Origin of the sequence: Paenibacillus sp. 11B, assembly GCF_030487755.1 — a bacterium.
GTDB lineage: Bacteria > Bacillota > Bacilli > Paenibacillales > Paenibacillaceae > Paenibacillus > Paenibacillus vandeheii.
In genome coordinates this window covers 118,989-145,089 of record NZ_JAUKNS010000005.1, presented here as the reverse complement: position 1 = coordinate 145,089, position 26,101 = coordinate 118,989, and the positions used below count along the sequence as shown (strand labels likewise).

Sequence of the window (26,101 nt, the reverse complement as noted above, 5' to 3'; positions counted from 1 at the left end):
GCAGAAAGGATGTTATACCACATGCCTACATACAACAAATTGGTGCGGGACAAGATTCCGCATATTATCACATCCAGCGGTAAGGAATGCCGTACACGCATTCTGGACCTGGAGGAGTATAAGCAAGAACTAAGAACGAAGCTGCAAGAAGAATCGGATGAGTACGTAAATGCAGCGAGTGATCAGGAAGCCCTAGAAGAACTGGCTGACATGCTGGAGGTGATCCGGGCGCTGGCGGAGGTGCATGGAGCGAATGCAGCACAGTTGGATAAGCTGCGGGCGGACAAGGCCGAGGAGCGCGGTGGATTCCAGGAACGGGTGTATCTGATCGATGTCGACGAAGCTTAACGTTAAACTCATTACAGATAACTTGGCAGACGAACTCATTTCCCGGATGCAGCATGCGTCCGGGATTTATATTATGACTTCCTTTATTATGCAGTCCGGGGTGAGACTGCTGGCCCCGCACTTAAAACGGGCGGCAGAACGTGGGGCAGAAGTACGGATGCTCGCAGGAGATTATCTGTATATCACACAGCCGGAAGGTTTGCGTGCGCTCTGTGAGGTTGATCCACGAATTGAGACACGTTTGTGGCGAAGTATGGGCACTTCTTTTCACCCGAAAGCGTATCTGTTCGATCATGACAATGGGGAAGGGCTGCTGATCGTTGGCTCGTCCAACTTTTCGTTCACGGCCCTGAAGACAGGGTATGAATGGAATCTGGCGATGAATGCGGAGGCGGAGCCGTATACGTTCCAGTCAGCTTTGGACAAGTTCATGCAGAGCTTCTACCACGAGACAACCTTGCCGGTGAACCTGGATTCGATTGCGCTGTATGAGGAAGAGTACCTCAAATATCACCAGAAGAACCCGGAGATGATCCAGCGGATCATGGAGATGGAAGAAGCGGAGTTCGGTACGGGGCTACCGGAGGAAAATGATGAAGAAACCTCCGCCGAGCTCTCGCTTGCGCCGATCCAGCCGCGTTTGGCTCAGTTGGATGCCCTCGAAGCACTCCATGGCACGATGGAGGAGCAGTACGACAAAGCGATGGTCGTCATGGCGACCGGGCTTGGCAAAACGTATCTGGCGGGTTTCTTCGCCCAACGGTTCCAGCGGGTGTTGTTTGTGGCGCATCGGGAAGAGATTCTGTTCCAGGCGAAGAAGTCTTTTCAACGGATTATGCCAGAGCGCAGTCATGGGATATATAACGGACAGTATAAGGATGGGGCGGCAGATTGTGTGTATGCTTCGATCTTTACGCTGAGTATGCAGAAGCACCGGGATGGATTTGCGGTGGATGCCTTTGATCTGATCGTGGTGGATGAGTTCCATCATGCGGCAGCGAAGACGTATATGTCGGTGATTGAGCATTTCCAGCCTAAGTTCCTTCTGGGCATCACGGCTACCCCGGATCGGCTGGATGGCAAGGATGTGTATGCGCTCTGTGATGGGAATGTGGCTTACCAGATGCATTTTATTGAAGCGATCCGGCGAGGTTGGCTGGCGCCATTTCAATATTACGGAGTATTCGACGATACGGACTATTCGCAGATCCGCTGGATCGGTACGAAGTATGATGAAGAACAGCTCATGGCTGTTCAGTTGCAAGAGGAGCATGTGGAGACCATTTATGAAGCTTGGCGGCGGCACAAGCAGACGAGAACGATTGGCTTTTGCTCGTCGATCCGGCAGGCGGACTATTTGGCTGCGTATTTTCGCAGTCAGGGCGTGAAGGTGCTCAGTCTGCATTCGCGCACATCGGAGATGTCGCGGGAGGAAGCCATTCGCCAGCTTGATGCGGGTGAGCTGGAGGTTGTGTTGACGGTGGATCTATTCAATGAAGGAACGGATATACCGCGTGTGGACACGCTTCTCTTTGTGCGTCCAACGGAGTCACTCACCGTGTTTACCCAGCAGGTAGGGCGCGGTCTGCGGCTGGCAGAGGGGAAATCGCATTGTGTGATCATCGATCTGATCGGGAATTACCGCAATGCGGATGTGAAGCTGAGTTTGCTGGATGTGCGCTGGGAGCTGGGGGAAACCGGGAAAGACCGAGATTCGGTTGTGCCGGAAGTTCCGGCTAACTGTGGGATTCATCTGGAGACCCGAGTGGTGAATCTGCTTCAGGAGCTAAGCCGCAAACGGCTGCCGCGCCGTGAGAAGCTGCATCAGGATTTTCTGAATGTGAAGCGAGAGCTGGGGCGTATTCCGACGTATCTGGAGCTGCATTTGATGGGACGTTCGAAGAGTATCGGGTACCGGAACGAATTTGGCTCCTATGTTGGATTTCTCTATTGGGCGGAGCTGCTGTCCCCGACTGAGGGAGAGGTGTACGTCCGGCATGAGGCGTGGCTGCGTGATGTGGAGAAGACACTCATGAACAAAAGCTACAAGATGATCGTGCTGCTGTACATGCTGGAGCGAGGCGAAGTGCACTGGATGGACCCAGTGACACCGGGGGAGATGGCGAAAATTTTCCATACGTATCTGACAGAGAAGGAATACCGGAAACGGAAGGACTTTTCAGACAAGGACAAGCTTGCGCTCTGGGAGTGGAATGAGAGGACAGCATCTGAAATAGAGAAGCTGATTGTTGATATGCCGATGTCCAAGTGGAGCGGGGCGAAGGGCAGTATGACTCGTTTCGAGGCTGGGGTGTTTTCGCTGGATGTGCAGGTGAAAGATTCGGAGGAACAGGCGCTGCTATATCGCTGGACGAAGGAGATTTGTCTGTATCGGTTGCATGCGTATTTTGAGCGGGGTAATCACTTACTATAAAGAATAGGATATGTTTTTAAATATAAGGTGCACCGAAGCTGATAAGACTCTGCTTTGTTGCACCTTTAACTGTTTTTGATCGATTCATAACGATTCATTTGCTTATCAATCTAGTTTTTAAATTCATAAATAGCCAGAATTATAATGGCAATAAGAGCTATGAGGAAAAAAATGGCCAGTGCAATTAAAAGACCGTAACCTAGTACAGAGGCTAACTTAGTGATTAATTTTTTCATAAATAGACAACCTTTCTGGCTCTCGGTAAAGTAATTGTTAGTTGGGTAGCTGAAAAAGTAAGCAGAAGTTGGAATTGGTACTTATTAGTATATAACAACTGGAAATGAGTTTAGTTTCCCATATTTAACAAAAGAGTGGCTCTGAACTTCGGAGTCTCTCTTTTTTGCTTTAGCGCCAGATAGATTCGTTTGCACCGAATACTGTTTCGAGAAAAGATCCATATATAAAATCATTGTGGAAAATTGTGGTTTTTTAGTGGATAATGTCTATAGAGTAATTATAGATATAACTAGAACTAGGAGCGGTTTGTATGGCAAATACAGTACCAGAAGTTATTCCAAAGAAAGCGACTGCAGGAGAAAGATTATTGTTTGAGACTTTAAAGAAACATCTCCCTGAAGACTACATCGTGTACTATGAACCTGATATTCGCGGAAGGCGACCGGATTTCGTTATTATCGGGCCAGATCTGGGCTTGCTTGTCCTTGAAGTGAAGGATTATACCAAAGGAACATTGCATCAGGTGAACCGGGATGAATGGATTTTACACAGTACGACAGGTGAGACGATTACTGAACCGAGTCCACTGAAGCAAGCAAGAGGTTATGCATTCCTCATAGCGGATCAATTGAAGAAGGATAAGAATCTGATCAAAGAGGGAACGCCAGGATATTTAAAATTCAATTATGGGTATGGTGTTGTTTTTGCCCGGTTGAAGCAAAAGGACTTTCTACATATGGATTTATACAGTGTTATTGATCCGGTGTTTGTGCTGACCAGAGAAGAGGTCAATCCGGAGGATGAAGATTTCTCGGAAGAAATCCTGATTGAGAAGCTTCTGCACATGTTTACGGTGCCTACCCGGAACCGATATAGCTTGACCCATGACGATATACAAGCAATTCGTTACCATCTGTTCCCCGAAGTGCGGATTAGTGCGGAGCGCAAAGAAATCGTACCTCATCAGGACCAGTTACTGTTATCCTTGCACAATATCAAGACGATGGATCTGCATCAGGAAAAGATGGCGAAGCAGGTTGGAGACAAGCACCGCTTAATCCGCGGCGTTGCGGGGAGTGGTAAAACGCTGGTGCTTGTCAGTCGGGCGCGGATGCTGGCGAAGGCCAATCCAGACTGGAACATTCTTGTACTATGCTATGGCTCAACTTTGTCCCAATATTTGAGGCAGGCCATTGTGCAGAAGATGGAAGAGCCTGAGGATTTACTTGATATTGTAGATAATGATGGGGTTTCTACGCTTGGATCCAATATTCAGGTGAGTACGTTCCATTCGTGGCTCGGAAAGCAGTTTCGGATTATGGACAAGAAGTTGCCAGCCTTGCTGGAGAAGATGGAGCAGGGCATACAAGAGTTACCGAAATATGATGCAATATTGATTGACGAGGGTCAGGATTTCGAACCGGATTGGTTGAAGTTGGTGAGTGCTTGTCTCAATGAGGAGACGCAGTCCCTCTTGCTTGTGGAGGATCGGGCGCAAACGATTTTCAAACGAAAAAAAAGTTTGGCCCAAGATACGGGACTGGACTTCCGTGGCCGCTCCAAAATTCTGACGATCAATTATAGGAACACGGCACAGATCGTGCAATTTGCGTGGGATTTTTACAAGGAACACTCCAGGTTACAGCACAAAGTCATTAGCACTGCGGCAGACGGAATCGAGATTATACCGCCTCAGTTCACAAAACGCAAAGGACCAGAGCCTCTTATCTATCGAAGCCAAAGCACGCAGGAGGAGATGGCGTTTGTAGCCAAGTCGATTGACTATCTGCGCCGGGAAAAATCGTTTGCCCTGAAAGATATTGCAATCTTGTATAGGGTACAGGAACATCAAGGAATTAACATTATTGGTGAGATTCAGCAAGCTCTAAACGATAACAGTCTTCCGTATAATTGGGTGACCAAAGATGAACAGAGCAAGAAGAGTTTTGATCGCGAAGAGGAAAGCATTCAAATGTTAACCATCGATAGCGCTAAAGGGCTTGATTTCAGGGCTGTGTTTATCATTGCCATTGAAACGATGCCACGTAAGGTGGGAAAAACAGATGGAATGGATGAACGGGAGGTGTCCCGTTTCTACATCGGTATGACACGAGCCTTGGAATGGCTGTTCCTGAGCTACTCTGGTGAATCCCGATTCACGCAATATCTGGATGAGGTTCAGCAGCAACGAATGGTGAAACAGAAGGATAAGGTTATAAGGTAATTTTAAATGCTCGTAAGTTAAAAAGAAGAAATAATTAATTAATTCATTCAGGTGAACGTGTGAACAACCGAAAAAAGCGTACCTACACCACATAACGTTGGGTGATGGAGGTACGTTTTTTTGTTTTGTGTTCTTTGCGTAATTTCCCACCCACACAACGCTAGTTCTATACTTCCTCACTCTCCACAAAAACCACAATCGCCCGATACAAAAATTCCAAGAATTCCGCATCGCCAAACTGATCGAAATAACCAGCATAGCGACGATCCGTCGTATAGGCTTCCGCGATACATCTCAAAATCTCAGCATCACAGACCATGAACTGTTCCAGACAACTCATCCATTCACGCACTAACGATTGCACCTCACCAGAAGCAGGGGACAGATCCTGATGCTTCGCCAGCTCACGAAATACCTGCTCCATGTTGACCGAGAACTGCTGGTAGGCTTGTTGTTGTTCTTCCGCGAGTTGGTTCACATTGGCTTCAAATTCATGATATTTCTCGGTATCTCCGTAGATGAACTTCGCCTCGGATTCATATTGCTCTTGAATGGACGGAATGGGAGAATCGCCAAACAGATTAAGATGAGAGATATCAGTTCCATCTACATACTCGTCCAACTGATCGATGATGGTTTCGAGCTTTTGTTTTTGTTGAACGAGTGTGCTGCGGTGCTCTCTTAGGATATCTTTTTGTTCATTTTTGGAGATTTGCATCATGGCTGCAATGTCTTTCAATGAGAAATTCATTTCTTTGAACAAGAGAATCACTTGCAGATTCCTCAGTGCCTCTTGATTGTAATACCGATAGCCATTGTCCTCGACTTTGCTCGGTTTCAATAGATCCGTTTTATCGTAATAATGTAATGCGCGTTTGGTTACGCCAGTAATCTGCATGATATCTTTAACGGTGAAATAGGGTGTCTTCATTCCAAAAGTCCTTTGTTTCAGCAAGGATGATACTTGCCGGAGTGATGGTTGCTTCGGTAATCGGTGTACCTGTTTTGTTCAGATAATATTGGATTAAATGATAACCGCAGGCATAGCCAGCCGCGTAGGGCATACCTACGGGAGTGAAACTTTGCATTCTCGCAAGTTCATCGCCGTATAAATACGGATTAATCTGGTCAAAACCTGTGACATGCAGCTGGTCTTTCATCTTCGGTTTGATTAGGGTATTCAATGTTTCCATATCCGTTTTAGCTACCCAAGGGCCTAGCAAATCTTCTCCATATAGGGACGTCGCAAAGCTCTCGGCCAACCCCTCGCCTATAATCATTTCTCCAAGCGTAACATGTGGATCCCACTGAATATGCTGGTACCTTACATTATGATTGCATTCATGAGCTAACACGGATTGGATACGAGGTAGAGTATACCTATTGGGGATCAGGTTAGCAATAATATAACCGGGAATACCGCCATCTCCACATATGCCTTCATTCATCTGTAACGTCGGGCTGTTCTTATCCCCTAACAAAATGGTGTACAGATATTCGGAAACGGATATTCAATCCCATCCTCCGTAAAGGTGGATAGACTCGTACGAACAGCTTCATGACACTGTTGCCAAAATGCTTCAGACGAAATCGCTGCTAACGATTCGTTAATCTCAGGTGTGATATCTGCTGGAGCGATATTCATAAAGTTATTCATCATGATCACGTCGAAGCCGTGAGGCTCATAAGATCGAAACGGAATCTGTTGAATGTTCCATTTGTTCATGAATGGACTCATCATGTACTTGCGGTATAACTCCAATTTTTCATCAGGTGCAGCCTGAATGATCTCTTCATAAATTTTATCTGAGCGTAACGCGGTAATCTTCACCATTAATCTCTCCTTCAGGTAAGCTTGAGTTTATTATCAAGTATGACCTGACGTAACAGTCAAGGAGGAATTTGCGATACGTTTAAGTGTGCATTAATCGATCCGATTCTAAGATAAGATGTAAAAAAACTTTGGCTGCACTCCAGATATCTATGGAGAAAACAACCAAAGTTTTTGAGCGTTTATAATCGCCTCACACACATTATCCAAGTTTTCTTAATCCCCAAACCACATATATGAACAACGCAGCCAATAGAAAAGCGGGTACGATGATTGGTTGCACCAGGTTGCCAACGGACATTGACGTCATTTGTGAACCAACCAAACTGAACGCCCCTACCCCAACAAACAAAGCGACATTCCATAAGGCAAAAGGGATCAATTTTCTTACATTTCTTCTATACCGCGTAATCATGATGATCATTACCAGTACGAACAGAACGAGAAACAGTGATTCAGTGATTGACGTCCATCTTCCCATTTGACTCAATACCTTGTTCGCTTATGAAACCACCAGAAGTCCACTGCTGTGATTGAACTATTCGATCCGATTCCAAGGAAATATAAATGCCATAAAATAAAATCATTAGTATGAGATACATAAGCATGGCTACGTTCATACGACGTTTATCTGGTTCTTTGTTTAGAATAACGTTCATAGATTCACCTCTTAACCTCAAAAATGGGTTTTCACATGAAACAACATTGAAACCGCTCCGACACCAAAAATGGATATCTTTGTAGTATAATCCATTTGATTCTGGATCGAAACCATGCGCGAAAGAGGAGTGCTATGAAAAAGAAAAGGTTCTTTTTGCTACTGTTTGTAATACTCGTTACTTCAGCGGTAATTACAATATGGTTTGATAGGTTAGAATCTTCCGCATATCAGACGAAAATGGGAAACGACGTCAACTCCCCAGGCTTGCCTAACCAAGCTTCATCATTACCCAATATCATTGATATCATGAATGAAGAAGCAACCCTACAATTATCTCTTAACGACGTCCCAGAGTATAAGCGCTACCTTATGAACGAACGGGACTTCCAAACTGAAATAGATCGTACACATGTGGAGGTATTGAAGGTGCCTTCTTCGGAAACATATTCGATGCTAAAGTATGGCTGTGGAACCAAAGCATGCTCTACCCTTTTGGTGAAAATTGATGCTAGAGGGACACATAGCTTGCCGATGCCTGAGGGCATTTTACAAGATTATAAACTTTCTTCTGATTATCAGCAGGTATTGATTCGGTATGCTTATGATGAAGGTGGTCTGGTCAAGAGACATATCCTTGTTTCCGTGGATCTCAAAAAATTAGAAATCATCCCATATGCATCAACTGATTTTGAAGAAACATTCATGTTGAAACCGACCTGGCCTATCATCTCTTATGATTGGATAGACAATATCCATTTCACGATTGAAATAGCAGCATTAGAAACAAGCGAATATAACGTACTTAAAGACTGGTTTGATGCCAATGATCGAGAAACGAGGAAGGTAACAATTCAGTTGAATTCATTGGATTAATTTTAGCTAATTAGATGAAAGGGGGACATGAATTTGATAAAAGAAATAGCTTCATTTATGTTGTTAAGTGCAGTTCTTCTTGCAGGATGCCAAACTGAATCGTTAGGTACTGTCCATCAGGAACGGGGCGAGTCTCCGACTAAACAGGTATCAACGAAGCCAGAACAAGAGACAAACTCAAAATTGAAATTAATCGGATCTTCTGAGGATGAACAAGTAAAACTTTATGCAGTTAAGGAAACGCAAGATGCAATTGAAAGAGTAACTCTAGATATAAATGGGCGCGCAAAAGATTTTGATTGGAGCATTTCTCATCATTCGGGAACGGAGCCGCAGTTATTTTATACCGATCTTACCGGTGATGGTAAGGAAGAGGCTATAATAATCATTCAGGTTGGACGAGGGACAGGCTTGGATATCTATGAAATTCATGTCGTTAACTCCGATAGCTTATCGGAAATTAAAGTACAGCGTTATGAGGATATTGTTGCTGAGCATATTGAATCGCGTGTTTCTAAAAATGATGATGGTACACTAGCGATTACAGTGAATTCACAAGGGCAAGTAGATAACTTCAATTATGATTTTGATCCAGCACCAGACTACCATCAAGATGAGCTTGTTTTCGGCGGTGTTGTTATTTATACATTGGAGAATCACAAAATAAAATTAAGTCTTCCCGGCTCTATTGGTATATCTCCTACATATGTGTGTGACTTCAATATCACGTATACCTTTGATAAAGCCGACAATGAATTTATTGTTGATCAGATTGAAGTTAAACCTGTTGAATAAAAAAATAAGAATGTCTTCAAAAAACGCTTACAAACTTTCAATTCTGCCCTACCTTTTCCGAAACGAAGCTGAGATAATGGGAGATAAACGGGCATGAACCGTTCCCCGAGTCGATCATCATACACAATAGAAAAATAAATGCTTTATTTCCATAGGAGGATTATTAATGACTACACAACCACTGGAACTGATTCAATCCACTCCAGGCCAAACGTTGCTTGTACAAATGTATGGTCAGCAGCAACTGGAAGAGCACACGGCACGTTACACGAAGCTCAATGAATCATTCGAACAGTATTTTGGCGTACAAGAGGGCAGCAAGTTATTCAGTGCGGCTGGACGCAGCGAAATTGGGGGCAACCACACAGACCATAACCATGGCAAGGTGTTGGCGGGCAGTATTACACTGGATACGATTGCAGTGGCTGCGCCAACGACGGATTCGGTAATTACCTTTTATTCAGAAGGCTATGACCAGAAATATTTAATCGATCTCACAGATCTGGCACCGAAGACAGAAGACGATGGCACAACGGCGCTGATTCGTGGTATGGCTGCTGGATTTGGAGAGTTTGGATACAAAGTAGGCGGATTCCAGGCGTACATCTCCAGTAACGTGTTCTCGGCGTCCGGGCTGAGCTCGTCGGCATCGTTCGAGATGCTGATCTGTACGATTCTGAATCATTTCTACAATGAGGGCAGATTAGATGTGGTGGTCATGTCCAAGATTGGTCAGTATGCGGAAAACAACTATTGGAATAAACCGTCCGGTCTGCTGGATCAGATGGCTTGTGCCTATGGTGGGCTGATTGCGATTGATTTTGAAAATCCAGCGGAGCCTGTCATCGAACCTGTACAATGGGATTTCCAACAAAACGGGTACTCACTGGTTATTGTAAACACAGGTGGGAACCATGCGGATCTGACAGAAGACTACGCTGCTGTTCCTTATGAGATGAGAGCGGTTGCTAAAGCGCTGGGCAGCGAATATGTCCGGGAAATTACAGCCGAGGCGATTTACGCTAATCTCAAGCAGGTTCGTGAATCGGCTGGGGATCGCGCCGTGCTGCGTGCATTGCATTTCCTGGAGGAAAACAATCGGGTGGATGGTCAGGTGCAGGCGCTGCGCGAGGGGCGTTTTGCTGATTTCCTGAAACTGATTACGGCGTCGGGCAACTCTTCCTGGAAGTGGCTCCAGAATGTATATCAGAACGGTTCGGTGAAGGAACAGGAGATTGGCATCGCGCTGGCATTAACTGAAAATTATCTGCAAAAGCTGGGTGATGGCGCTTGTCGTATACACGGCGGTGGATTCGCAGGCGTCATTCTGACGATTCTTCCCAACGACAAGGTTGAGGAGTATATGTCCTGGATGCACGGCATGCTGGATACGCCAATTATTGTGGTTAACGTGCGTGCACAGGGTGCGGTGTGCTTGAATGCGTTGATCGAAAACATGGGCTAATGTAGTCGTTGTAACACAATGCGATGTTTAATTCGTCCGAAAAGGATCAAACGGTACATTATAGCGGTTCTCCGACCTGACGCTGGTCATGCAAGAGGACCGCTTTTTGTTATCCTCTTGTGGCTTGATCCGGACTTCGGAGGGGAGCCCCGTTCTCAGAAATAACTTTAGATCAGGGATTGGCGAAGATGATTGTGGAACGTGAGTAGTCTTATGTTCATTTCCCTATAAAATTTCAAACTCTGGAGTCGTTACCGTGTTAATTAAGTAAGGGAGGGAATGCAAAATGACGACAAGCACAGTGGCCGAGCAGGAAGAGGCCCGTTTGTATGACGAGTTGCGACGTGCGCTGGAAGAAGTGGAGGAAGGAAAGCAGCGTCATAAAATGTTAAAACATATGATTAGGCAACTCAAGTTTGCCAAATGGCGGAAAGAACGATTTCACTGGTTTGATCAATACTTCCAGAATGTAAAGCCAGCAACACTTTGGATCATGTTAGCCACTGGGGCACTTATGCCAGTTGTGTTATTCAGCATATTTATATGGGTCTCCTTGTGGGTGGAATGAACGATGGAAGATGAGGGGAAATACCCTTGGAGGATTAGCATTTAAAAGCGAGGTCAGCGGGTGGGGAATAATCATATACACGCAAAAGTGTGAGGTTATTTCTGGTAACAACTGCCTAGGTACTTGAATGAGTCTCGCTTCCACTGCCTATGGGGGATAAAGACTTTTTGCTCATTTTTCAGTTGTTATATACAAGTTACACCGAAGATACACTATAATGATTCTACTTCTTTTGGAATAAGTTCACATATCTAGGGGGTGAAGAAGATTTATAAAAGGCTTAAATGTATGTCTATGATATCTATACTTCTATTACTTATCCTTGGAGGATGCAATTCTATGCCCAATCAAGACAAAATCATCGAACAGGCCACAGAAATTGGTCAACAGTATTTTATAGATCAATACAATACGGAAGTGGAGTTTACAGATCATAAATTCATGCCAAAAGACCTTAGTCACAATGTTAGTCTAAGCGGGCATGTCCAAGACGACAAAGACACGGAAATCTCTATTCTTATTGATTATGATACGTTTGAAGTCCAAACAGCAATTGTCCCCAAAGCACTGCTTAAACAAAAGAAAAATTAAGTTCCAAACGGACACTATATACTGGTTTTAACTCAACTCTTTAGAACAGTAAAACAAAGGAGAGCTATGGACACTTATATCACTGATAAAACGTATAAAGATATTTCGGAACTGGCTTATCTTGATTTAAAGGAAGGTGACTATCCCGATACACTGGATTCAGCAAAATGGCAAGTCATTGAGCCTGAAGGTGCCGAATTACATAGAAGGTCCGGTTTCGATGCTGTTGTATTAAAGAATGATTTAACGGATCAGATTGTCATTGGTTATCGCGGAACCGAACCACAGGGTAACTTTTTGGATAAACTTGCGGATTGGGAGACAGATGCCTTCGATGTGGTAGGTGGCAGAACCAGAAGGCTTGAGGATGCAATCACGGATCCAGAACGCCATAATATATTTAAAAATAGTCCCTTCAAGCTGATGAAGGATAATATGGATTGGGAAAATAATCAGTTTCACCAAGCTGAGGAATTGTATGAAGCAGTGAAGGTGGCGTATCCTGATTCAGACATTTCATTGACGGGTCATTCCCTGGGTGGCGGTTTGGCTCAATATGTAGCTGCTCGTCAGGATGTGTCTGGCATGACATATAGTGCTCCAAGCGTAACGAATCTTCTGGATGATGTAAGCTTAGCCAAAGTGAATGAGGGTCATTTTGATAACAAAATGGTTAACGTGGTTCATCCGAATGATTCTGTAGGGGCTGGCGGAATAAGTGAATATGACAGGCACGTAGGAAGTACCGTGTATAAAGGTCAGGACTTTGACACCGCTAATGCGATGTATCAGAATTGGAAATTTCAGTTTCAGTTAAAGGTTCCTTTTCAACCCCTGGGCGTAGGCTCACCCATGTTAGTTCATGATGTAAGAATAGGTGTGGATCTGGACAAGCTTCATGTAGGTGATATTATGAGATTTTTTGATTCATTCTCGAAGGACGAAGGCAAGGGATATCATTCCATGGATCAATATGAGTTTGATGAGAATGGAAATCTGAAAGGCCCGCTAATTGACCGGAGCACAGGGGAAACCATTGATATTTCTCCAAGATGGACGGCCCATCAGGAAGCATTAGCCACGTTCTCCAATTTGATGTCAGGCATTGTTCCTCCGTTGATCGCAGCGGCTACAGGAAATGTCAGTGGAATGGGCGGCAAGATTCAATTAACACCGGAAGAGTTAGCACAGGCTGCTCGGGAGATGAGGTTAAGTTTAAGTGGCTTCTCCAGTGATGCTCAGGCTTCAATTCAGATGTTTCAGACACATATATCCACGAGCGAAAGTCAGTCTTTTACGCCCATTGCGTACAACGCAACAGCAACACTGCAAGCAATTAATCGTTGGTATCAGGAATCCATCAGCGAAATTGCGGAGTATATCGAACGTAAAAGAGAGGATTTTGTACTCGCGGACCAACATTAATTCAACTTTACATAGAAGGAATAACAGGAGGAAATGGACAATGGGCAGAATATCCGTATCCTTGTCGGATTTAAGAAGGGCTGTTCAGCAATGTGAGCAGTTGCAGCAACGGCTTATGCAGCAGGAAAAGAAAATGCGCTCCATTCATGACCGTTTGCAGCAAGACTGGATTGGTACATCCGCAACAGAACTGACACATAAGATGCAGTCTTTTATGGAGGGGGCTTCTGCTAAGATGACAGAACTTGAAGCTCATAAAGAAGAACTGAAGCAATATATTCGTAAAATGGAGGAAGCCGACAGAGAAGATCGCCTGGATCGCAGCCGGATACAATAATACCTCTTCACAAGAAAATAGTTAGATAGGAATTAAACTTTCCCATCTAACTATGGTTGTTTTGTTTAGGCATTGGTATGAGCAACGTCAGATTAATGTGTGGCTGACTTCGCTTTGTTCAAAGTCTGGATTTTCTCTTGCATGTACTGGTGGTAATCGCGAAAACTGGCGATGTGGTGTAAGGAATCAGAGTTTTCGGATTGGATCTTAATTTTACCGTCCTGAGGCAGTTTTTTCATCTCAGCAACCACTTGTTTCGAGTTTTGGATATCTCCTGCCATCTCCTGAATCCGCTGTAGTAGCGTTGGATGCCCTTCGTGTTGAAGCATTTCAGCGAGCGGTCTCATTTCCTCCAGCTTTTGGGTCGACCGTTCCAGTGTGGTCATGACTTTATCTCCATCCAAGCTCGCATTCATTGAAACCATGCGGTGGATGTGATCCTTTTCCATCCGTTCCAGTGCCTCTAGGTGGGAAGCCTCCAGTCGTTTGGGATCCCTCCAGCTTTCGGATTGTACAGTATCCTGCTGCTCGGAAGCATGGTTCATATTGGCATTGCCACAGCCCCACAACAGTGTGGAGCAAGTTAACACCGTTCCAAAGGCAATAATGCTTTTTAATCTCATGTTGTCACTCCTTCAATCATTTCCTTACGGTAGTATGAGCCGTAAATTGGTAATTATGCATGCAAACCGAGTGATTGGAAGATCCAACATTTTAGTCGGGGTGTCGTTTATGTAGTAAAAGGGACGCTTGATACAAAGGGGGAAGCTTATGAAACTGTACACCAGCAACATCTGGCGATGGAGTACGACACTGTTGTATCCTCTGCTTATATTTTTAGATAGGAGCTGGACGGGCCAGCCCCATTCGTGGTTCATTTTAACCATTGTCATTATGTTCTGCTTTCTGTGGAGCGGGGTGAAGGAGTTGTTCATCTCTACCGGACTGACCTGGCTGGTTGCCATTCCGTGCTGGTGGTACTTCATTGAGCTTCCCAAACCATCGTTTGGCGCAGAAAATTTTGCCGCTCACCTGGTGCTGATCGTGCCACTTTTTATATTTGTAGTGCTGCTGCCACAGACCCTGATTCTGACCACACGCATGCGAGTAATGGAGTATTATAGGCAGAATGCTTCGAAATAGGAAAACCCTTCTCACCCCCTAAGCAAAATAATCGCATCATCAACCAAACAATCCCCTTGTCCGTTCAATACGGCAGGGGATTTGTTTTGTTGCGAGGGTTACACCTTCCTACGGAATTTACCCGTATATGGAATCGTAATATGAATGTTCAGCTTCTGAATGGAATCTTCCGTAAGGATCATCTTGGAGCCATCATGGGATAACTTACGCCACAGGCTCGGATTTTTGCGATAAAGCTTCTCCTGAAGTCCATAGATATCGACCCCTTTTTGCAGACCTGCGCGATATGTTTGCAAGATTTGATCCCGTAACGTTTTCTCGCTAATTTGAACCATATCATCATAGGAAATAGGGGTGAGATATTCATACAGGGCGGTCAGGTACTTGGCATCGATGTTGAAGCGAACCTCATTTCCACGAATGACAGGAACAATCTTGATGTTGGGCAAGCCGACACTGAGCACACCGTAAATGGTTCCTTCATTTTCAATAATCAATGGCGCACGCCGCATATCTTTAAGCAGCCAGTGGTAACCAGAGAGCTTGTTTTGGGGCAAATATTCAAAGTCATCCCCGGTTTTCTCAAAAAAAGCGCCGTCAATGATAAACAGTTCATGATTTTTTTTGTTCTGCGACCAATGCTCCTTGTTCATGGCGATGCAAGGCAGATAGGTTGTCGTGGATGCATCGTTATGTGTAGCAATGAGTTTGAAACTGAGCACCGGAGGAAACAGAGATTCTTCCAGAAATGAGGGAAGAGGGTTATGCAGAATGCTGTCCAGCGGCGACATATTGAAGATCGACGTGGCACTCAGAATATCCTCCAACGGATCGCGAGTGCCGTACACCCAGGTTGTGTAACGTGATTCCGGAAAACGTCCAAGCATGTCGAACACTTCCTTGATATGCTTGCTTGTCAGGATACTTTCGGCCATAACAATGGCGGTCACATGCCCCCAAGCAATATGAAGCTGGGAACTTCGGAACAGCTCGTTGACAGCCAGATTCAATGTTTTTCCCGATGCATGTCCAACCCATACCGGCGGGGATTCCGCCGTTTTGGCTGAACTTTCGCTTTTGGCTACACTGGCAAAGTCCATGCTCTGAACATACATATGGTACATTCCGTCCTTATAATCGATCCCAATCGCTTTGGCATAGTCCACCTGTTGAATCTCGTATGCACTCCAACATCCGCTGGTCACGAAACAAAGAGAGAAACTTAGCAGCCCTAGCAACCATCGTTGTATAGGCCGCTTCATTGATCATTCCCTTCTTTGCGCGGATTCTGCGTTTCCAGGTAGACAGGTCTGCGTTTCAGCCATCCCTTCGGCAGCTTGAATAAGGAGGCCACAGCCTGTTTGAAATGAAGCGGACTTAGCGGCGTCAGATAAGGAATGCCGAACGATTTCAGATCGGTCAGGTAGATCAGGAACAGGATGATGGACAGAATGAACCCGTATATGCCGAGGGATGCCCCCAGTACAAAACAGAAAAAGCGCAGAATCAGAACAGAACTGGTCAAGACCTGATTCACAATAGTAGCCCCGGCCACCACGGTTACGGCAATGACGACAATCATGAGCGGGGAAACCATCCCTGCACGGATGGCTGAATCCCCGATAATCAATCCGCCAACAACGGTCAGCGTTTGACCGATGGCGCTCGGTAGCCTTACCCCTGCTTCCCGGAACAGCTCCATGAGAAGCATAATGAGAAACATCTCAACCCCGGACTCCATGGGCAGCCCCATTCGTCCAACCGAGATCGTGGCCACCAACGGAAAAGGCAGCTGATCCATATGAAATGAAGTCAGCGCAATATAGAAGCCGGGCAGGAATATGGTCACCAATAGCCCGATAAAGCGCAGCATGCGGCCCACATTCACCGGAAGGAACGGAAAACTGGCATCCTCAGGGGATTTGAGAAGGAGAAACAGATTCACCGGGCCGATGATGGCGCTGGGATTGCCATCCACGATGAGGATGAAGCGGCCGTTCAGAAGACATTCCGCTGCAAAATCGGGTCTGCCTGTGTAATGGGTGACCGGAAACAACGTGATTTTGGAAGGAGACAATAATTCCTCCAGTTCATTCGCGGTCATGACTCGTTCCGTGTCGATTTTGCGCAGCCGATCCTTGACATCATCGATCAGCTCGGGATTGGCAATATTTTTGATATACATCAGGGCTACCTTGGTCACGGAACGCGAACCCATCAATTCGATGTTACAGGCCAGTTCGGCTGTGCGCAGCCGTGTACGAATTAAAGCGATATTAACGGACAGGCGTTCGATAAAGCCATCCCGGGCTCCGCGGATGGATACCTCCGTAGTCGATTCATCCGGCGAACGGGTAGGAATGTTGGATATATCCATGCTCCACATCGATTGAAGCGAAGGGATGCAAATGAGCAGATGACCTTCAAATACCCGCAGGGACATGAGGTCCGTTCCCAATGCGGGGTCCTGTAAATCCATCCGGGACCATTGAAGGGAGATGGACTTCTCGATATCCGATGTACGAACGAACTGAGTAATCTCGTAGGTACGGGCCAATTCGGGAAGAATAATATCGTAGATGGATTTGCTGTCCACCATACCACTGCAATACACAATGATAATCTGTGTGGGAGACTCCCCCATCATGTGCCTGCTAATAATGACGTCATCCGATCCGGCAAAAAAGGTCGTTAGATTATGCTGATTGATCCGGAATGGTTCAGTCCGATGAGGGCTCTTTGGTGTGGTTGTGAGCGGCATGAGCAGGAGCCTCCTTGTCTTTTTTGTGAATAAGTGCGGCCAGGGTCAACAGGATGGTGACGACAGATACATAAGCCAGCATGACGGGAAATTGGATATGGTTTACATAATAGTCGACGTAATCAATTCTCCACCACTGGACCGCTATGGAGCACATGATGAAAGTGACGATGAGAACAGCAATGTATCGTTTCTTCGGTCTGCGAAAATTGAGCAGATCCACAATAAGATAAATAGAGATGGCCACTCTGGCAAAAGAACCGCTCAGCCATTGGTATATGGATAGGAAATCCACGTGCTGAAGCAATTTCCCGATATTCACCAGCTTCCATTGCTCATAAGGGGTATTTCGTTGTTTCGCGGCTTCCTCCGGACCAAACTCAACGATGGCTCCCAACGTTGGGCCAATGGCCATAGTGAGCATGAATAGCCCGAGCAGCAGAAGATGCCACCAGCGAATTTTGCTTTTGATATCATGTTGAAACAGCATCAAAATCCAGATTTCCATCAGTCCGGCAAGCGAATAGACCATGCCTCTCAGGACAGGACCGGTACCATATTCCATAATCGGGAACAGCTGTCCATAGTCTTTATATTTCATGTTGGCTGACATCACGAAGTATCCAAGCAGGATCACGAAGGGAAGCAGAAGGCTGGAGGTCATGGCAATGGAACGTATGCCTTTGGCAGCCGCCCAAGCAGCAACCAGTGCACCGCCGCCTGCGAGCACGTAAGGTGGGGTGAATTGCAGGTAGGTGGATACCGTCCAGTTCGTTGTTTCATATAGGGTATGTGAGCCAAGTGAAAGCAGCAAAATTGAAGCAGTAATGCGGAAAATCCATGAAGGAATTGCACCAAATTCCCGCGTAATCCAGTCCGTCAAACGCTGTCCGCGTACCCGTCGGATGATCACAAACATCATACATAGAAACAACATGAAGAAAGGGGCAGCAGCCACGACCGATAGCCATCCATCTCTGCCTGCATAATCCAGAATCGCCGGAATGGATAGAACATGGCATACAAGTCCTGCACTTAACAAAATAATGGAAAAGGACAGCCATATCGTGATTTCTCCCTTTTCACGGCTCATGGGAATCCTCCTTTCCGTTCAAGGAAGTTTCCGTTAGGTTGTACAACATATGGGATTTCGATTCCTGTTTCATTGTTTTTGGACAGAAATGCGGAAACAGATAGACGGCCGCGCGCGAAAGCATTAACATACAGATATAGCAAGTTTAGAAGACAAGTTCCAACTGGAGCAGAGAGAAATAAGGAGGAGACCTACGATGACCAATACGACAAAGGCACCTGCAGAGACGAAAGTTGGCTTTATCGGTACAGGCGTGATGGGCAAAAGCATGGCAGGTCACATCCAGCAGGCAGGTTACCCGCTTCATGTCTATACGCGCACAGCAGCCAAAGCGGAAGCGCTCGTGAAGGAAGGTGCTGTATGGCATGACACCCCAGGCAAACTCGCAGCAGAGTGTGATGTCATCATCACAATGGTGGGGTATCCGAAGGATGTCGAGGAGATTTATCTCGGTGAGAATGGTCTCGTGGCGAACGCCAAACCAGGCTCGTACCTGATTGATATGACTACATCCAGTCCGCTGCTGGCTGCACGGATCTATGAAGCCGCTGAAGCCAAAGGACTGCATGCATTGGATGCACCAGTTTCCGGTGGAGATATTGGAGCACGGGATGGCAAGCTGTCCATCATGGTGGGTGGTAGTTCGGAGGCTTTCGAAGCAGTTCGTCCGTTGTTCGAGCAGATGGGGACCAATATTGTGCTGCAAGGCAAGGCGGGAGCGGGGCAGCATACCAAAATGTGCAACCAGATCGCCATTGCTTCAGGCATGATGGGTGTATGCGAGGCGCTTGCCTATGCCAAGACATCAGGTCTGGACGCGGAGAGTGTGCTGAAGAGCATCGCTACCGGTGCAGCCGGAAGCTGGTCGCTTAGCAATCTCGGTCCGCGCATGATCGCAGGCGATTATGAGCCTGGATTCTATGTGAAACATTTTATCAAAGATATGGGTATCGCTCTTGAATCCGCCAAAGCGATGGGCATGAAGACGCCAGGACTGGCACTGGCCGAATCTTTGTATCAGGAAATCTCAAGGAACGGTCTAGATGAGAAGGGTACACAGGTGCTTTACACATACTATTTACAGGCTTAATCGCCACAACCAGAACACAGCGCGTTCTTTTTCTTCCATAGAAAGGAATGCGCTGTTTTTTTAAAATCTCCCCTTCTATGCGTCTAAAGTCACAGGATTGGTTAATAAACTGTATATACTTTAGGTTAAGCCGTGTATTTTTGGTCCTCTTCCCTTTATTTTTGCCCCTCTTTATCCGACATAAGTAATAGAAGTATACATAATGGATGTGCGAAACCCACACTACATAGAACGGAGCTTGCCCATGTTCAAAAAAATCCTGTCTCTGTTCAAGTCACAGCCAGAGCTCGCGAACCAGATCACAGCTTCCGCTTCATCTTTGCCCTCAACGGCGCCTATTCCTACACGTATGGTCCGCAGTCGACGCAAAGCAAAATCCGATGGGGATTGGACCCGTCAGCCAGAGGAACCTACCACTGCCCAGCAGCTGCATGGACTTCCGGGTGAATACAAAGTTCTCAATGACTTGCTCGTTGCCAATACCAAGTCCCGATCGGGTTATTCATCCATTGATCATGTCGTCATTGGTCCCCGGGGGATCTTTGTAATTGAGACACGAAACCTGACAACGGGTGAGATCCGCGGCGGCCGAAGAGAGGCCAACTGGACCGTCAGCAGCAGCCGAATCAAGATGTATAACCCACTGATGCAGCACCGTGGGCATGTAGAGGCCATTCAGGCACACCTCGGTGATTATAAACGAGTTCGTCTCGTCTCGATGGTGACTTTCACCAATCGCTGTCGGATCAGCGTTGATCCTGCAGTGCGTTATGTCAATTCGGATGAACTGATTATCTATGATCATGAACTGGTGGAGACGATTCTGCGTAAAACGGAAAGGCTTGAGACAGAGGTCCCCGAAACGTTATATAAAGAGCAGGATATTCAGGCGATCTACAACTTGTTGTCCGCAGTTAATTCCACGGATCCCCAGATCCGGGCTGATCATATGGAGAAGGCCAAAGGTATCAAATAAGAGGTACCTGAACCTGCTGCATCAATCAAGCGCGACAAAATGGGAATGCATGGGTTTTGGTTTGTACTCTTCGTTTCGGTCCATCACTTGATATAAAGGGTGGATGTAATGAAGTACACAGGATACACATAAACACGGTTGTCCTTTCAGGGGTGACCGTTTTTTTTTGTGATTTGTCTGTGAAATTAGGAAATAGGTGAGGTTACATAAGGATGCAGGCATATTGTCGTATACACCCAGTATTTAACTTATGATAAAATAAAGACCAGATTATATGCTGAATAATCCATGTTATCGGAAAGGGTCTTTATGAACCAGGTTGTTCATGCAGTAAAGTAGAGGTTAACGTAGTCGGATACATACATAAGACAAGGGGAAGATTACATGATGAGATGGAACCATAGAATCAAGATGTTTACAGCCATTTTCAGCTTGGCAGCTGTTCTGACCGCCTGTGGTGGTGGGGCGAAGGAAGCAGCAACGAAGGATTCTGCCCAGGATGCTGGTGCCTTAGCCACAGCGAACCATAGCACCGACACTTCAACGACTGAAACGTCGTCAGCAGATACGAATGAAGCTGACGATGCGGACACATCCTCGAATTCGGCTGCAACAGGGTCTTCATCGGATGAAGGCAAGATTGGCTTGGACTCGACACTCCAAGAGTTACAGCAGAAGTACGCCGACAAGCTTGGCTATATTCGGATTCCGATTAAGGATCATCCGGTGCGCCGGGTCAGTGAGGAAGGCTCCAAAAATATTAATATTGCCAACTACAGTGATGCAGTAGTGAACATGAACACAGGTATTCCGATCCATTCCGATTCACAACGTCTGATCGATGATGCCTTTCCTTTTTTCACAACCGTTCAGGCACCAGAAGTGTCCTATGTATCATGGGAAGAAGCAACCAACCTGGAGCGTGCCATGGTCAAGACGTTGTTTATCTCCCGTCAGGCGCTGCTGCTCACGGAGGACGCCATGAAGAACAAGGATTACACAAGTCAGACTTTTACGGACTCAATGGATTTTTTCAAGACGGCCGCGGAGTTCGACTCGATGGCACCTGTCGCGCAGCATACGTATGACATTACCTTAACGAAACTCTACGATAAAGCCCGCGACGTGTGGGGCAAGCTGGCTGCCATCGATCCGGTCCAGGACGAGGCGGCATTTGCCGAGATGTATAAGTCAGCCAGAACGGAAGCGAATAACACGATGGGGCTGCTGAACATTTTGCTGTCCACCAATGAAGAAGAACGACTGGAACAGACCTACGGCAAATAAATGTGATGCTGATGCTATCGTATGAAAAATCAACAAGCCTGAGCAATCTGTTCAGGTTTTTTTGTACCCGATGATTGTTCCCTCACCGTCCATTTCAGGTTAATAAAGAAAAGGAATGAAGATATTAGCGATTTGAAGGTTCAAAATGCGATATAATAAGCGTATTGGATACGTGAAATTTTACATAGAGTTATTGAAAGAAGAGACTAACGGAGCTGGCTGCGTGAACATACCCAATCGTCACGAACATATAGCGCTCCGGGCCGGAGGAATGATTATGATCAAGCTGTTGTACTACTTGAAGAAGTACCGAGTCGCCGCCATCGCAGCACTGGTCATGATGCTGATTGAATTGACGGTCGAATTGGCACAACCCTATTTGATCTCGAAAATCATTGATAACGGTATCCAGCAGGGCGACCTGTCAGTGGTTTGGCTATGGGGCGGGGTGCTTGTGGGCAGTGCCGTTGTGGCGTTTGCCGCGGGTATTGCGAGTTCGTTTTTTGCGTCACATGCGAGTCTCGGCTTCGGTTACGATCTGCGGGAGAAGTTGTATGATAAAGTGCAAGCGTTCTCTTATGCGGTGTTTAACCGTTTTACAACATCATCCCTTATTACCCGATTGACCGGGGACGTCACACAGGTGCAGGACACGGTGTTTATGAGCCTGCGTTTCATGACGCGTGTGCCGCTGGTCGTGATTGGCAGCATGATCATGGCGGTGGTGGTGAATCCGAAGCTGGGTCTGCTGCTCGTTGTCATGGTGCCTGTGCTGCTCGTGTTTGTGATCTGGATGATCAAAAAGGCAGCGCTGCTGTTCCGCAATGTGCAGCGCAGACTGGATGCCGTCAACGGAGTCATCCAGGAAAATCTGACAGGCATTCGGCTGATCCGTGTCTTCGTCCGGATGGGCCACGAGATTGAACGCTTTGCCGGATATAGCGGCAAGCTGATGAAAGGCACGATCTCCGCGCTGCGCCTGACGGAGACAACAATGCCATTCATGCTGCTCATGATGAATGGCTGTATCATCGCCGTTCTGTGGTTCGGACGGCGTGATATCGTCACCGGAAGTGCAACCGTGGGTGAAGTGGTCGCTGTCATTAACTATTTGCTTCGCACCATCGGTGCCATGTCTGCGCTGTCCTGGATTCTGGTGACCTTCTCCAGAGCAAGCGCTTCGGCGCAGCGGCTTAATGAAGTTTTTGATACAGAGGATGTATCAGAATCAGCACATGATCAAGGATCAAGAAAAGCTGAACAAGTAGGACCGCAATCAGGACAACCAGAACAACCAGGACAATCAGGGAAATCCTTGAGTGCAGGTCATTTGGCGCAAGCTGGAAAAGGGAGTCCTGTTATCCAGGGTGCAGTTGATTTTCAAGGTGTAGGGTTCAGCTATCCGGGCAGTGAAATTACCGTGCTGGAGGATATTACGTTCTCAGCCAAACGAGGCGAGCGTATTGCCATCATGGGGGCTACAGGTTCAGGTAAATCCTCCCTGGTACAGCTCATTCCAAGGCTCTATACCGAAGATCAAGGCGAAGTGCGTATCGATGGCAATGATGCAGAACGGTTGGATATTTCCACATTGCGCGGAGCTATCGGTTATGTGCCACAGGAGGTCGTTCTTTTTACCGGATCGGTAAGGGATAACATTGCTTGGGGCCGGGAGGACGCCACGCTGGAAGAGATTAAGGAAGCAGCAAGGCGTGCCCAGATTCACGAGACTATTGAGAAATTACCGAATGGCTACGATACACAGCTGGGTCAGCGGGGAGTCAATCTGTCGGGTGGGCAGAAACAACGGCTTTCGATTGCCCGTGCATTGATTCGTCGTCCAAGCATTTTGATTCTGGATGATAGTACAAGTGCTCTCGATGTAGCTACAGAAGCAAGGCTGCTGGATGCACTGGAAGAGCTGTCATGTACAACGTTTATTATTACGCAGAAGATTAGTTCAACCACCTCTGCTGATTTGATTCTGCTGCTGGACGATGGGCATCTGATTGGACAGGGGAAACACGAGGATCTGATGGATTCTTCCCAACTGTATCGCCGAATTTATGAATCACAATACGGGGAGGGTACACCACATGTTCAAAGCATTCATTGAACCTTTCCGTCAGCCTCCACCGCCGTTAGATCCCGAGACGCTGAAGGCAGGTGGAGGTCGCAAGCCGAAGGCACGGGCGAAGAACTGGTCCGGTACGTTAGGTCGGATCTGGACGTATCTGGCTCGCCGCAAGGTCAAGCTGACGATGGTGCTGCTGATGGTATTTTCCAGTTCCGCACTTGCTTTGCTGGGGCCTTATATGGTCGGTGTAGCGGTGGATAAATTCATCGATGGGGAAGCGACGAGTTCCAGCTGGACGACATTTTTATTCGGTCTGGTGGCAGTCTATATTTTCTTTTCCCTGACATCATGGCTGCAAAATATATGGATGATTGAAATTGCCCAGGAGACGGTATTCCGTATGCGGTATGATCTGTTCTCCCATCTGCACAAGCTGCCAATTCCTTTCTTCGGCAAGCGACAACAGGGTGAGATTATGAGCCGGGTTACCAACGACATCGAGAATGTCAGCGGTACATTGAACAGCTCGGCCATCCAGATATTCTCCAGTGTGTTAACACTGATCGGAACGTTTGGCGTGATGCTCTGGTTAAGTCCGCTGCTGACCTTGCTTACATTTATCGTTGTACCGCTGATGGCGATTGGCATGCGTTGGATTACACGCAGAACCGGGCCGTTGTTCAAGCAACGTCAGCGTAATCTCGGCGAACTCAATGGGTACATTGAGGAGACGTTGTCCGGACAGAAGATTATCAAGGCTTTCTCCCAGGAGGAGCGGGTCATTCGCGGGTTTGAGGAACGAAATACGAAAATCCGGTTGTCCGGTTTCTGGGCGCAGACGATCTCTGGTTTTATTCCCAAGCTGATGAATGGTCTAAATAACCTTAGTTTTGCAATTGTTGCAGGCATCGGCGGGATCCTGGCGATTCAAGGTTCCATTACAGTCGGGGTAATTATCATCTTCGTGGAATATGCCCGTCAGTTTACCCGTCCACTTAATGATCTTGCGAACCAGTGGAATACGTTGCTGTCTGCAATTGCGGGGGCAGAGCGAGTGTTCGAAGTGCTGGATGAGGATGAGGAAGCGAAGGATGAAGGCGCAGCAGTATCTCTCGAAAAGGTGGAGGGAGCCGTTCGCTTCGACAAGGTATCCTTTGGATACGATGAAGGACGCAATATTTTGCATGAGATTAACTTTGAAGCGAAGCCGGGTGAGATGATCGCTTTGGTAGGGCCGACGGGGGCCGGGAAAACAACGCTGATTCAGCTGTTATCCCGCTTCTACGATCCTACAGCCGGTACGCTGACAGTGGATGGACGTGACATTACGACTATTCGGCGTGAGAATTTGCGCTCACATATGGCATTTGTACTCCAGGATTCATTCCTGTTCCAGGGCACGATTCGGGAAAATATTCGTTTCGGGCGTCTGGATGCGACCGATGAAGAGGTGGAGGCTGCTTCAAGGCTGGCGAATGCACACTCCTTTATCATGCGGATGAAGGACGGGTACGACAAAGTGCTTCAGGCCGACGGAAGCGGCATCAGCCAAGGGCAGAAGCAGCTGCTTGCCATTGCCCGGGCAATTCTGGCCGACCCGTCCATTCTTGTACTGGACGAGGCGACGAGCAGTATTGATACCGTCACGGAGATCAAAATCCAGGAAGGGCTGCAGCGCCTGATGCAAGGCCGCACCAGCTTTGTCATCGCCCACAGGCTGAACACGATCCGCCAAGCCGATCGCATTCTTGTACTGAAGGATGGTCAGCTGCTGGAGCAAGGCTCGCATGACGCATTGCTCGAACAGGGCGGCTTCTACAGCGAGCTGTATTACAGTCAGCTGCGAAACAAGGCGCAATAGTATAAAAAAGAGCAAGTAACGGAA

General features: G+C 46.8%; 22 protein-coding genes and 1 pseudogene. 16 read left to right on the top strand and 7 right to left on the bottom strand.

What is annotated here, in order from left to right:
• Positions 1-21: 21 nt before the first annotated feature.
• The 3 genes from Q0V21_RS22790 to Q0V21_RS22780 all read left to right on the top strand — a co-directional run bounded on the left by Q0V21_RS22790 (position 22) and on the right by Q0V21_RS22780 (position 5,243).
• Positions 22-348: a nucleoside triphosphate pyrophosphohydrolase gene (locus Q0V21_RS22790; RefSeq protein WP_301880742.1), complete on the top strand. Its 327-nt coding sequence runs from the start codon at positions 22-24 to the stop codon at positions 346-348.
• Positions 332-2,782 (top strand): DEAD/DEAH box helicase family protein, encoded by a 2,451-nt coding sequence (locus tag Q0V21_RS22785; protein WP_301880741.1) that lies wholly within the window; start codon positions 332-334, stop codon positions 2,780-2,782. The genes Q0V21_RS22790 and Q0V21_RS22785 overlap by 17 nt, the downstream gene beginning before the upstream one ends.
• A gap of 547 nt (positions 2,783-3,329) precedes the next feature.
• Positions 3,330-5,243: a 3'-5' exonuclease gene (locus Q0V21_RS22780; RefSeq protein WP_301880739.1), complete on the top strand. Its 1,914-nt coding sequence runs from the start codon at positions 3,330-3,332 to the stop codon at positions 5,241-5,243.
• A gap of 166 nt (positions 5,244-5,409) precedes the next feature.
• Here the strand turns inward: Q0V21_RS22780 and Q0V21_RS22775 are convergent, their stop codons facing one another.
• The 3 genes and pseudogenes from Q0V21_RS22775 to Q0V21_RS22765 all read right to left on the bottom strand — a co-directional run bounded on the left by Q0V21_RS22775 (position 5,410) and on the right by Q0V21_RS22765 (position 7,555).
• The gene (locus Q0V21_RS22775; RefSeq protein ID WP_301880738.1) at positions 5,410-6,174 is read right to left on the bottom strand and encodes a MerR family transcriptional regulator; all 765 of its coding nucleotides are present in this window, start codon (positions 6,172-6,174) and stop codon (positions 5,410-5,412) included.
• Positions 6,149-7,074 (bottom strand): annotated as a pseudogene (locus Q0V21_RS22770) (DUF2268 domain-containing putative Zn-dependent protease). Before Q0V21_RS22770 ends, Q0V21_RS22775 begins: the two are co-directional and overlap by 26 nt.
• A gap of 202 nt (positions 7,075-7,276) precedes the next feature.
• Complete coding sequence (locus Q0V21_RS22765; RefSeq protein ID WP_301880737.1) at positions 7,277-7,555, bottom strand: hypothetical protein; 279 nt, start codon at positions 7,553-7,555, stop codon at positions 7,277-7,279.
• A gap of 312 nt (positions 7,556-7,867) precedes the next feature.
• Here Q0V21_RS22765 and Q0V21_RS22760 point away from each other — a divergent pair, with 312 nt between their 5' ends.
• From Q0V21_RS22760 to Q0V21_RS22730, 7 genes are all read left to right on the top strand, one after another.
• The gene (locus Q0V21_RS22760) at positions 7,868-8,608 is read left to right on the top strand and encodes a hypothetical protein (protein ID WP_301880736.1); all 741 of its coding nucleotides are present in this window, start codon (positions 7,868-7,870) and stop codon (positions 8,606-8,608) included.
• Positions 8,609-8,635: 27 nt separating this feature from the next.
• Positions 8,636-9,403, top strand: a complete 768-nt coding sequence (locus Q0V21_RS22755; protein WP_367620548.1) for a hypothetical protein — start codon at positions 8,636-8,638, stop codon at positions 9,401-9,403.
• A gap of 166 nt (positions 9,404-9,569) precedes the next feature.
• Complete coding sequence (locus Q0V21_RS22750) at positions 9,570-10,868, top strand: galactokinase (protein ID WP_301880734.1); 1,299 nt, start codon at positions 9,570-9,572, stop codon at positions 10,866-10,868.
• A gap of 286 nt (positions 10,869-11,154) precedes the next feature.
• A complete protein-coding gene (locus Q0V21_RS22745) occupies positions 11,155-11,436 on the top strand; it encodes a hypothetical protein (RefSeq protein ID WP_301880733.1) in 282 nt (93 codons plus the stop codon).
• Positions 11,437-11,775: 339 nt separating this feature from the next.
• Positions 11,776-12,027, top strand: a complete 252-nt coding sequence (locus Q0V21_RS22740; RefSeq protein ID WP_301880732.1) for a hypothetical protein — start codon at positions 11,776-11,778, stop codon at positions 12,025-12,027.
• A 66-nt stretch (positions 12,028-12,093) separates the two neighbouring features.
• Positions 12,094-13,452: a Tle-like phospholipase domain-containing protein gene (locus Q0V21_RS22735; protein ID WP_301880731.1), complete on the top strand. Its 1,359-nt coding sequence runs from the start codon at positions 12,094-12,096 to the stop codon at positions 13,450-13,452.
• Positions 13,453-13,492: 40 nt separating this feature from the next.
• On the top strand, positions 13,493-13,789 hold the full coding sequence (locus tag Q0V21_RS22730; protein WP_079349939.1) for a WXG100 family type VII secretion target: 297 nt from the start codon (positions 13,493-13,495) through the stop codon (positions 13,787-13,789).
• Positions 13,790-13,881: 92 nt separating this feature from the next.
• On the opposite strand, the gene Q0V21_RS22725 is transcribed toward Q0V21_RS22730, so the two are convergent.
• Positions 13,882-14,412: a hypothetical protein gene (locus tag Q0V21_RS22725; RefSeq protein ID WP_079349938.1), complete on the bottom strand. Its 531-nt coding sequence runs from the start codon at positions 14,410-14,412 to the stop codon at positions 13,882-13,884.
• A gap of 148 nt (positions 14,413-14,560) precedes the next feature.
• Between Q0V21_RS22725 and Q0V21_RS22720 the strand changes: the two genes are divergently transcribed.
• Positions 14,561-14,932: a hypothetical protein gene (locus tag Q0V21_RS22720; protein ID WP_079349937.1), complete on the top strand. Its 372-nt coding sequence runs from the start codon at positions 14,561-14,563 to the stop codon at positions 14,930-14,932.
• 98 nt (positions 14,933-15,030) lie between these two features.
• Here Q0V21_RS22720 and Q0V21_RS22715 read toward each other — a convergent pair whose 3' ends face one another.
• The 3 genes from Q0V21_RS22715 to Q0V21_RS22705 are packed head-to-tail and all read right to left on the bottom strand — an operon-like array spanning position 15,031 to position 18,786.
• Positions 15,031-16,194 (bottom strand): Ger(x)C family spore germination protein, encoded by a 1,164-nt coding sequence (locus Q0V21_RS22715; RefSeq protein WP_301880729.1) that lies wholly within the window; start codon positions 16,192-16,194, stop codon positions 15,031-15,033.
• On the bottom strand, positions 16,191-17,693 hold the full coding sequence (locus tag Q0V21_RS22710; protein ID WP_301880728.1) for a spore germination protein: 1,503 nt from the start codon (positions 17,691-17,693) through the stop codon (positions 16,191-16,193). Before Q0V21_RS22710 ends, Q0V21_RS22715 begins: the two co-directional genes overlap by 4 nt.
• Positions 17,653-18,786: an endospore germination permease gene (locus tag Q0V21_RS22705; protein WP_301880727.1), complete on the bottom strand. Its 1,134-nt coding sequence runs from the start codon at positions 18,784-18,786 to the stop codon at positions 17,653-17,655. Before Q0V21_RS22705 ends, Q0V21_RS22710 begins: the two co-directional genes overlap by 41 nt.
• Positions 18,787-18,982: 196 nt before the next feature.
• On the opposite strand from Q0V21_RS22705, the gene Q0V21_RS22700 reads away from it, so the two are divergent.
• From Q0V21_RS22700 to Q0V21_RS22680, 5 genes are all read left to right on the top strand, one after another.
• On the top strand, positions 18,983-19,876 hold the full coding sequence (locus Q0V21_RS22700) for an NAD(P)-dependent oxidoreductase (RefSeq protein ID WP_285077690.1): 894 nt from the start codon (positions 18,983-18,985) through the stop codon (positions 19,874-19,876).
• Between the two features lie 244 nt (positions 19,877-20,120).
• Positions 20,121-20,852 (top strand): nuclease-related domain-containing protein, encoded by a 732-nt coding sequence (locus Q0V21_RS22695; protein ID WP_094937141.1) that lies wholly within the window; start codon positions 20,121-20,123, stop codon positions 20,850-20,852.
• A 384-nt stretch (positions 20,853-21,236) separates the two neighbouring features.
• Positions 21,237-22,139: a hypothetical protein gene (locus Q0V21_RS22690; RefSeq protein WP_301880726.1), complete on the top strand. Its 903-nt coding sequence runs from the start codon at positions 21,237-21,239 to the stop codon at positions 22,137-22,139.
• A gap of 277 nt (positions 22,140-22,416) precedes the next feature.
• Positions 22,417-24,255: an ABC transporter ATP-binding protein gene (locus tag Q0V21_RS22685; protein ID WP_301880725.1), complete on the top strand. Its 1,839-nt coding sequence runs from the start codon at positions 22,417-22,419 to the stop codon at positions 24,253-24,255.
• Positions 24,236-26,077: an ABC transporter ATP-binding protein gene (locus Q0V21_RS22680; RefSeq protein WP_301880723.1), complete on the top strand. Its 1,842-nt coding sequence runs from the start codon at positions 24,236-24,238 to the stop codon at positions 26,075-26,077. The genes Q0V21_RS22685 and Q0V21_RS22680 overlap by 20 nt, the downstream gene beginning before the upstream one ends.
• Positions 26,078-26,101 lie beyond the last annotated feature (24 nt).

What these genes read in the sequence shown, in the direction of transcription:
- Q0V21_RS22720 (WP_079349937.1), top strand. Translation starts at nt 14,561, where the DNA reads ATGAAACTGTACACCAGCAACATCTGGCGATGGAGTACGACACTGTTG.
- Q0V21_RS22745 (WP_301880733.1), top strand. Translation starts at nt 11,155, where the DNA reads ATGACGACAAGCACAGTGGCCGAGCAGGAAGAGGCCCGTTTGTATGAC.
- Q0V21_RS22760 (WP_301880736.1), top strand. Translation starts at nt 7,868, where the DNA reads ATGAAAAAGAAAAGGTTCTTTTTGCTACTGTTTGTAATACTCGTTACT.
- Q0V21_RS22725 (WP_079349938.1), bottom strand. Translation starts at nt 14,412, where the DNA reads ATGAGATTAAAAAGCATTATTGCCTTTGGAACGGTGTTAACTTGCTCC.
- Q0V21_RS22730 (WP_079349939.1), top strand. Translation starts at nt 13,493, where the DNA reads ATGGGCAGAATATCCGTATCCTTGTCGGATTTAAGAAGGGCTGTTCAG.
- Q0V21_RS22740 (WP_301880732.1), top strand. Translation starts at nt 11,776, where the DNA reads ATGCCCAATCAAGACAAAATCATCGAACAGGCCACAGAAATTGGTCAA.
- Q0V21_RS22680 (WP_301880723.1), top strand. Translation starts at nt 24,236, where the DNA reads ATGTTCAAAGCATTCATTGAACCTTTCCGTCAGCCTCCACCGCCGTTA.
- Q0V21_RS22710 (WP_301880728.1), bottom strand. Translation starts at nt 17,693, where the DNA reads ATGCCGCTCACAACCACACCAAAGAGCCCTCATCGGACTGAACCATTC.
- Q0V21_RS22695 (WP_094937141.1), top strand. Translation starts at nt 20,121, where the DNA reads ATGTTCAAAAAAATCCTGTCTCTGTTCAAGTCACAGCCAGAGCTCGCG.
- Q0V21_RS22735 (WP_301880731.1), top strand. Translation starts at nt 12,094, where the DNA reads ATGGACACTTATATCACTGATAAAACGTATAAAGATATTTCGGAACTG.
- Q0V21_RS22750 (WP_301880734.1), top strand. Translation starts at nt 9,570, where the DNA reads ATGACTACACAACCACTGGAACTGATTCAATCCACTCCAGGCCAAACG.
- Q0V21_RS22765 (WP_301880737.1), bottom strand. Translation starts at nt 7,555, where the DNA reads ATGGGAAGATGGACGTCAATCACTGAATCACTGTTTCTCGTTCTGTTC.
- Q0V21_RS22715 (WP_301880729.1), bottom strand. Translation starts at nt 16,194, where the DNA reads ATGAAGCGGCCTATACAACGATGGTTGCTAGGGCTGCTAAGTTTCTCT.
- Q0V21_RS22790 (WP_301880742.1), top strand. Translation starts at nt 22, where the DNA reads ATGCCTACATACAACAAATTGGTGCGGGACAAGATTCCGCATATTATC.
- Q0V21_RS22755 (WP_367620548.1), top strand. Translation starts at nt 8,636, where the DNA reads ATGAATTTGATAAAAGAAATAGCTTCATTTATGTTGTTAAGTGCAGTT.
- Q0V21_RS22705 (WP_301880727.1), bottom strand. Translation starts at nt 18,786, where the DNA reads ATGAGCCGTGAAAAGGGAGAAATCACGATATGGCTGTCCTTTTCCATT.
- Q0V21_RS22690 (WP_301880726.1), top strand. Translation starts at nt 21,237, where the DNA reads ATGATGAGATGGAACCATAGAATCAAGATGTTTACAGCCATTTTCAGC.
- Q0V21_RS22685 (WP_301880725.1), top strand. Translation starts at nt 22,417, where the DNA reads ATGATCAAGCTGTTGTACTACTTGAAGAAGTACCGAGTCGCCGCCATC.
- Q0V21_RS22785 (WP_301880741.1), top strand. Translation starts at nt 332, where the DNA reads ATGTCGACGAAGCTTAACGTTAAACTCATTACAGATAACTTGGCAGAC.
- Q0V21_RS22780 (WP_301880739.1), top strand. Translation starts at nt 3,330, where the DNA reads ATGGCAAATACAGTACCAGAAGTTATTCCAAAGAAAGCGACTGCAGGA.
- Q0V21_RS22700 (WP_285077690.1), top strand. Translation starts at nt 18,983, where the DNA reads ATGACCAATACGACAAAGGCACCTGCAGAGACGAAAGTTGGCTTTATC.
- Q0V21_RS22775 (WP_301880738.1), bottom strand. Translation starts at nt 6,174, where the DNA reads ATGAAGACACCCTATTTCACCGTTAAAGATATCATGCAGATTACTGGC.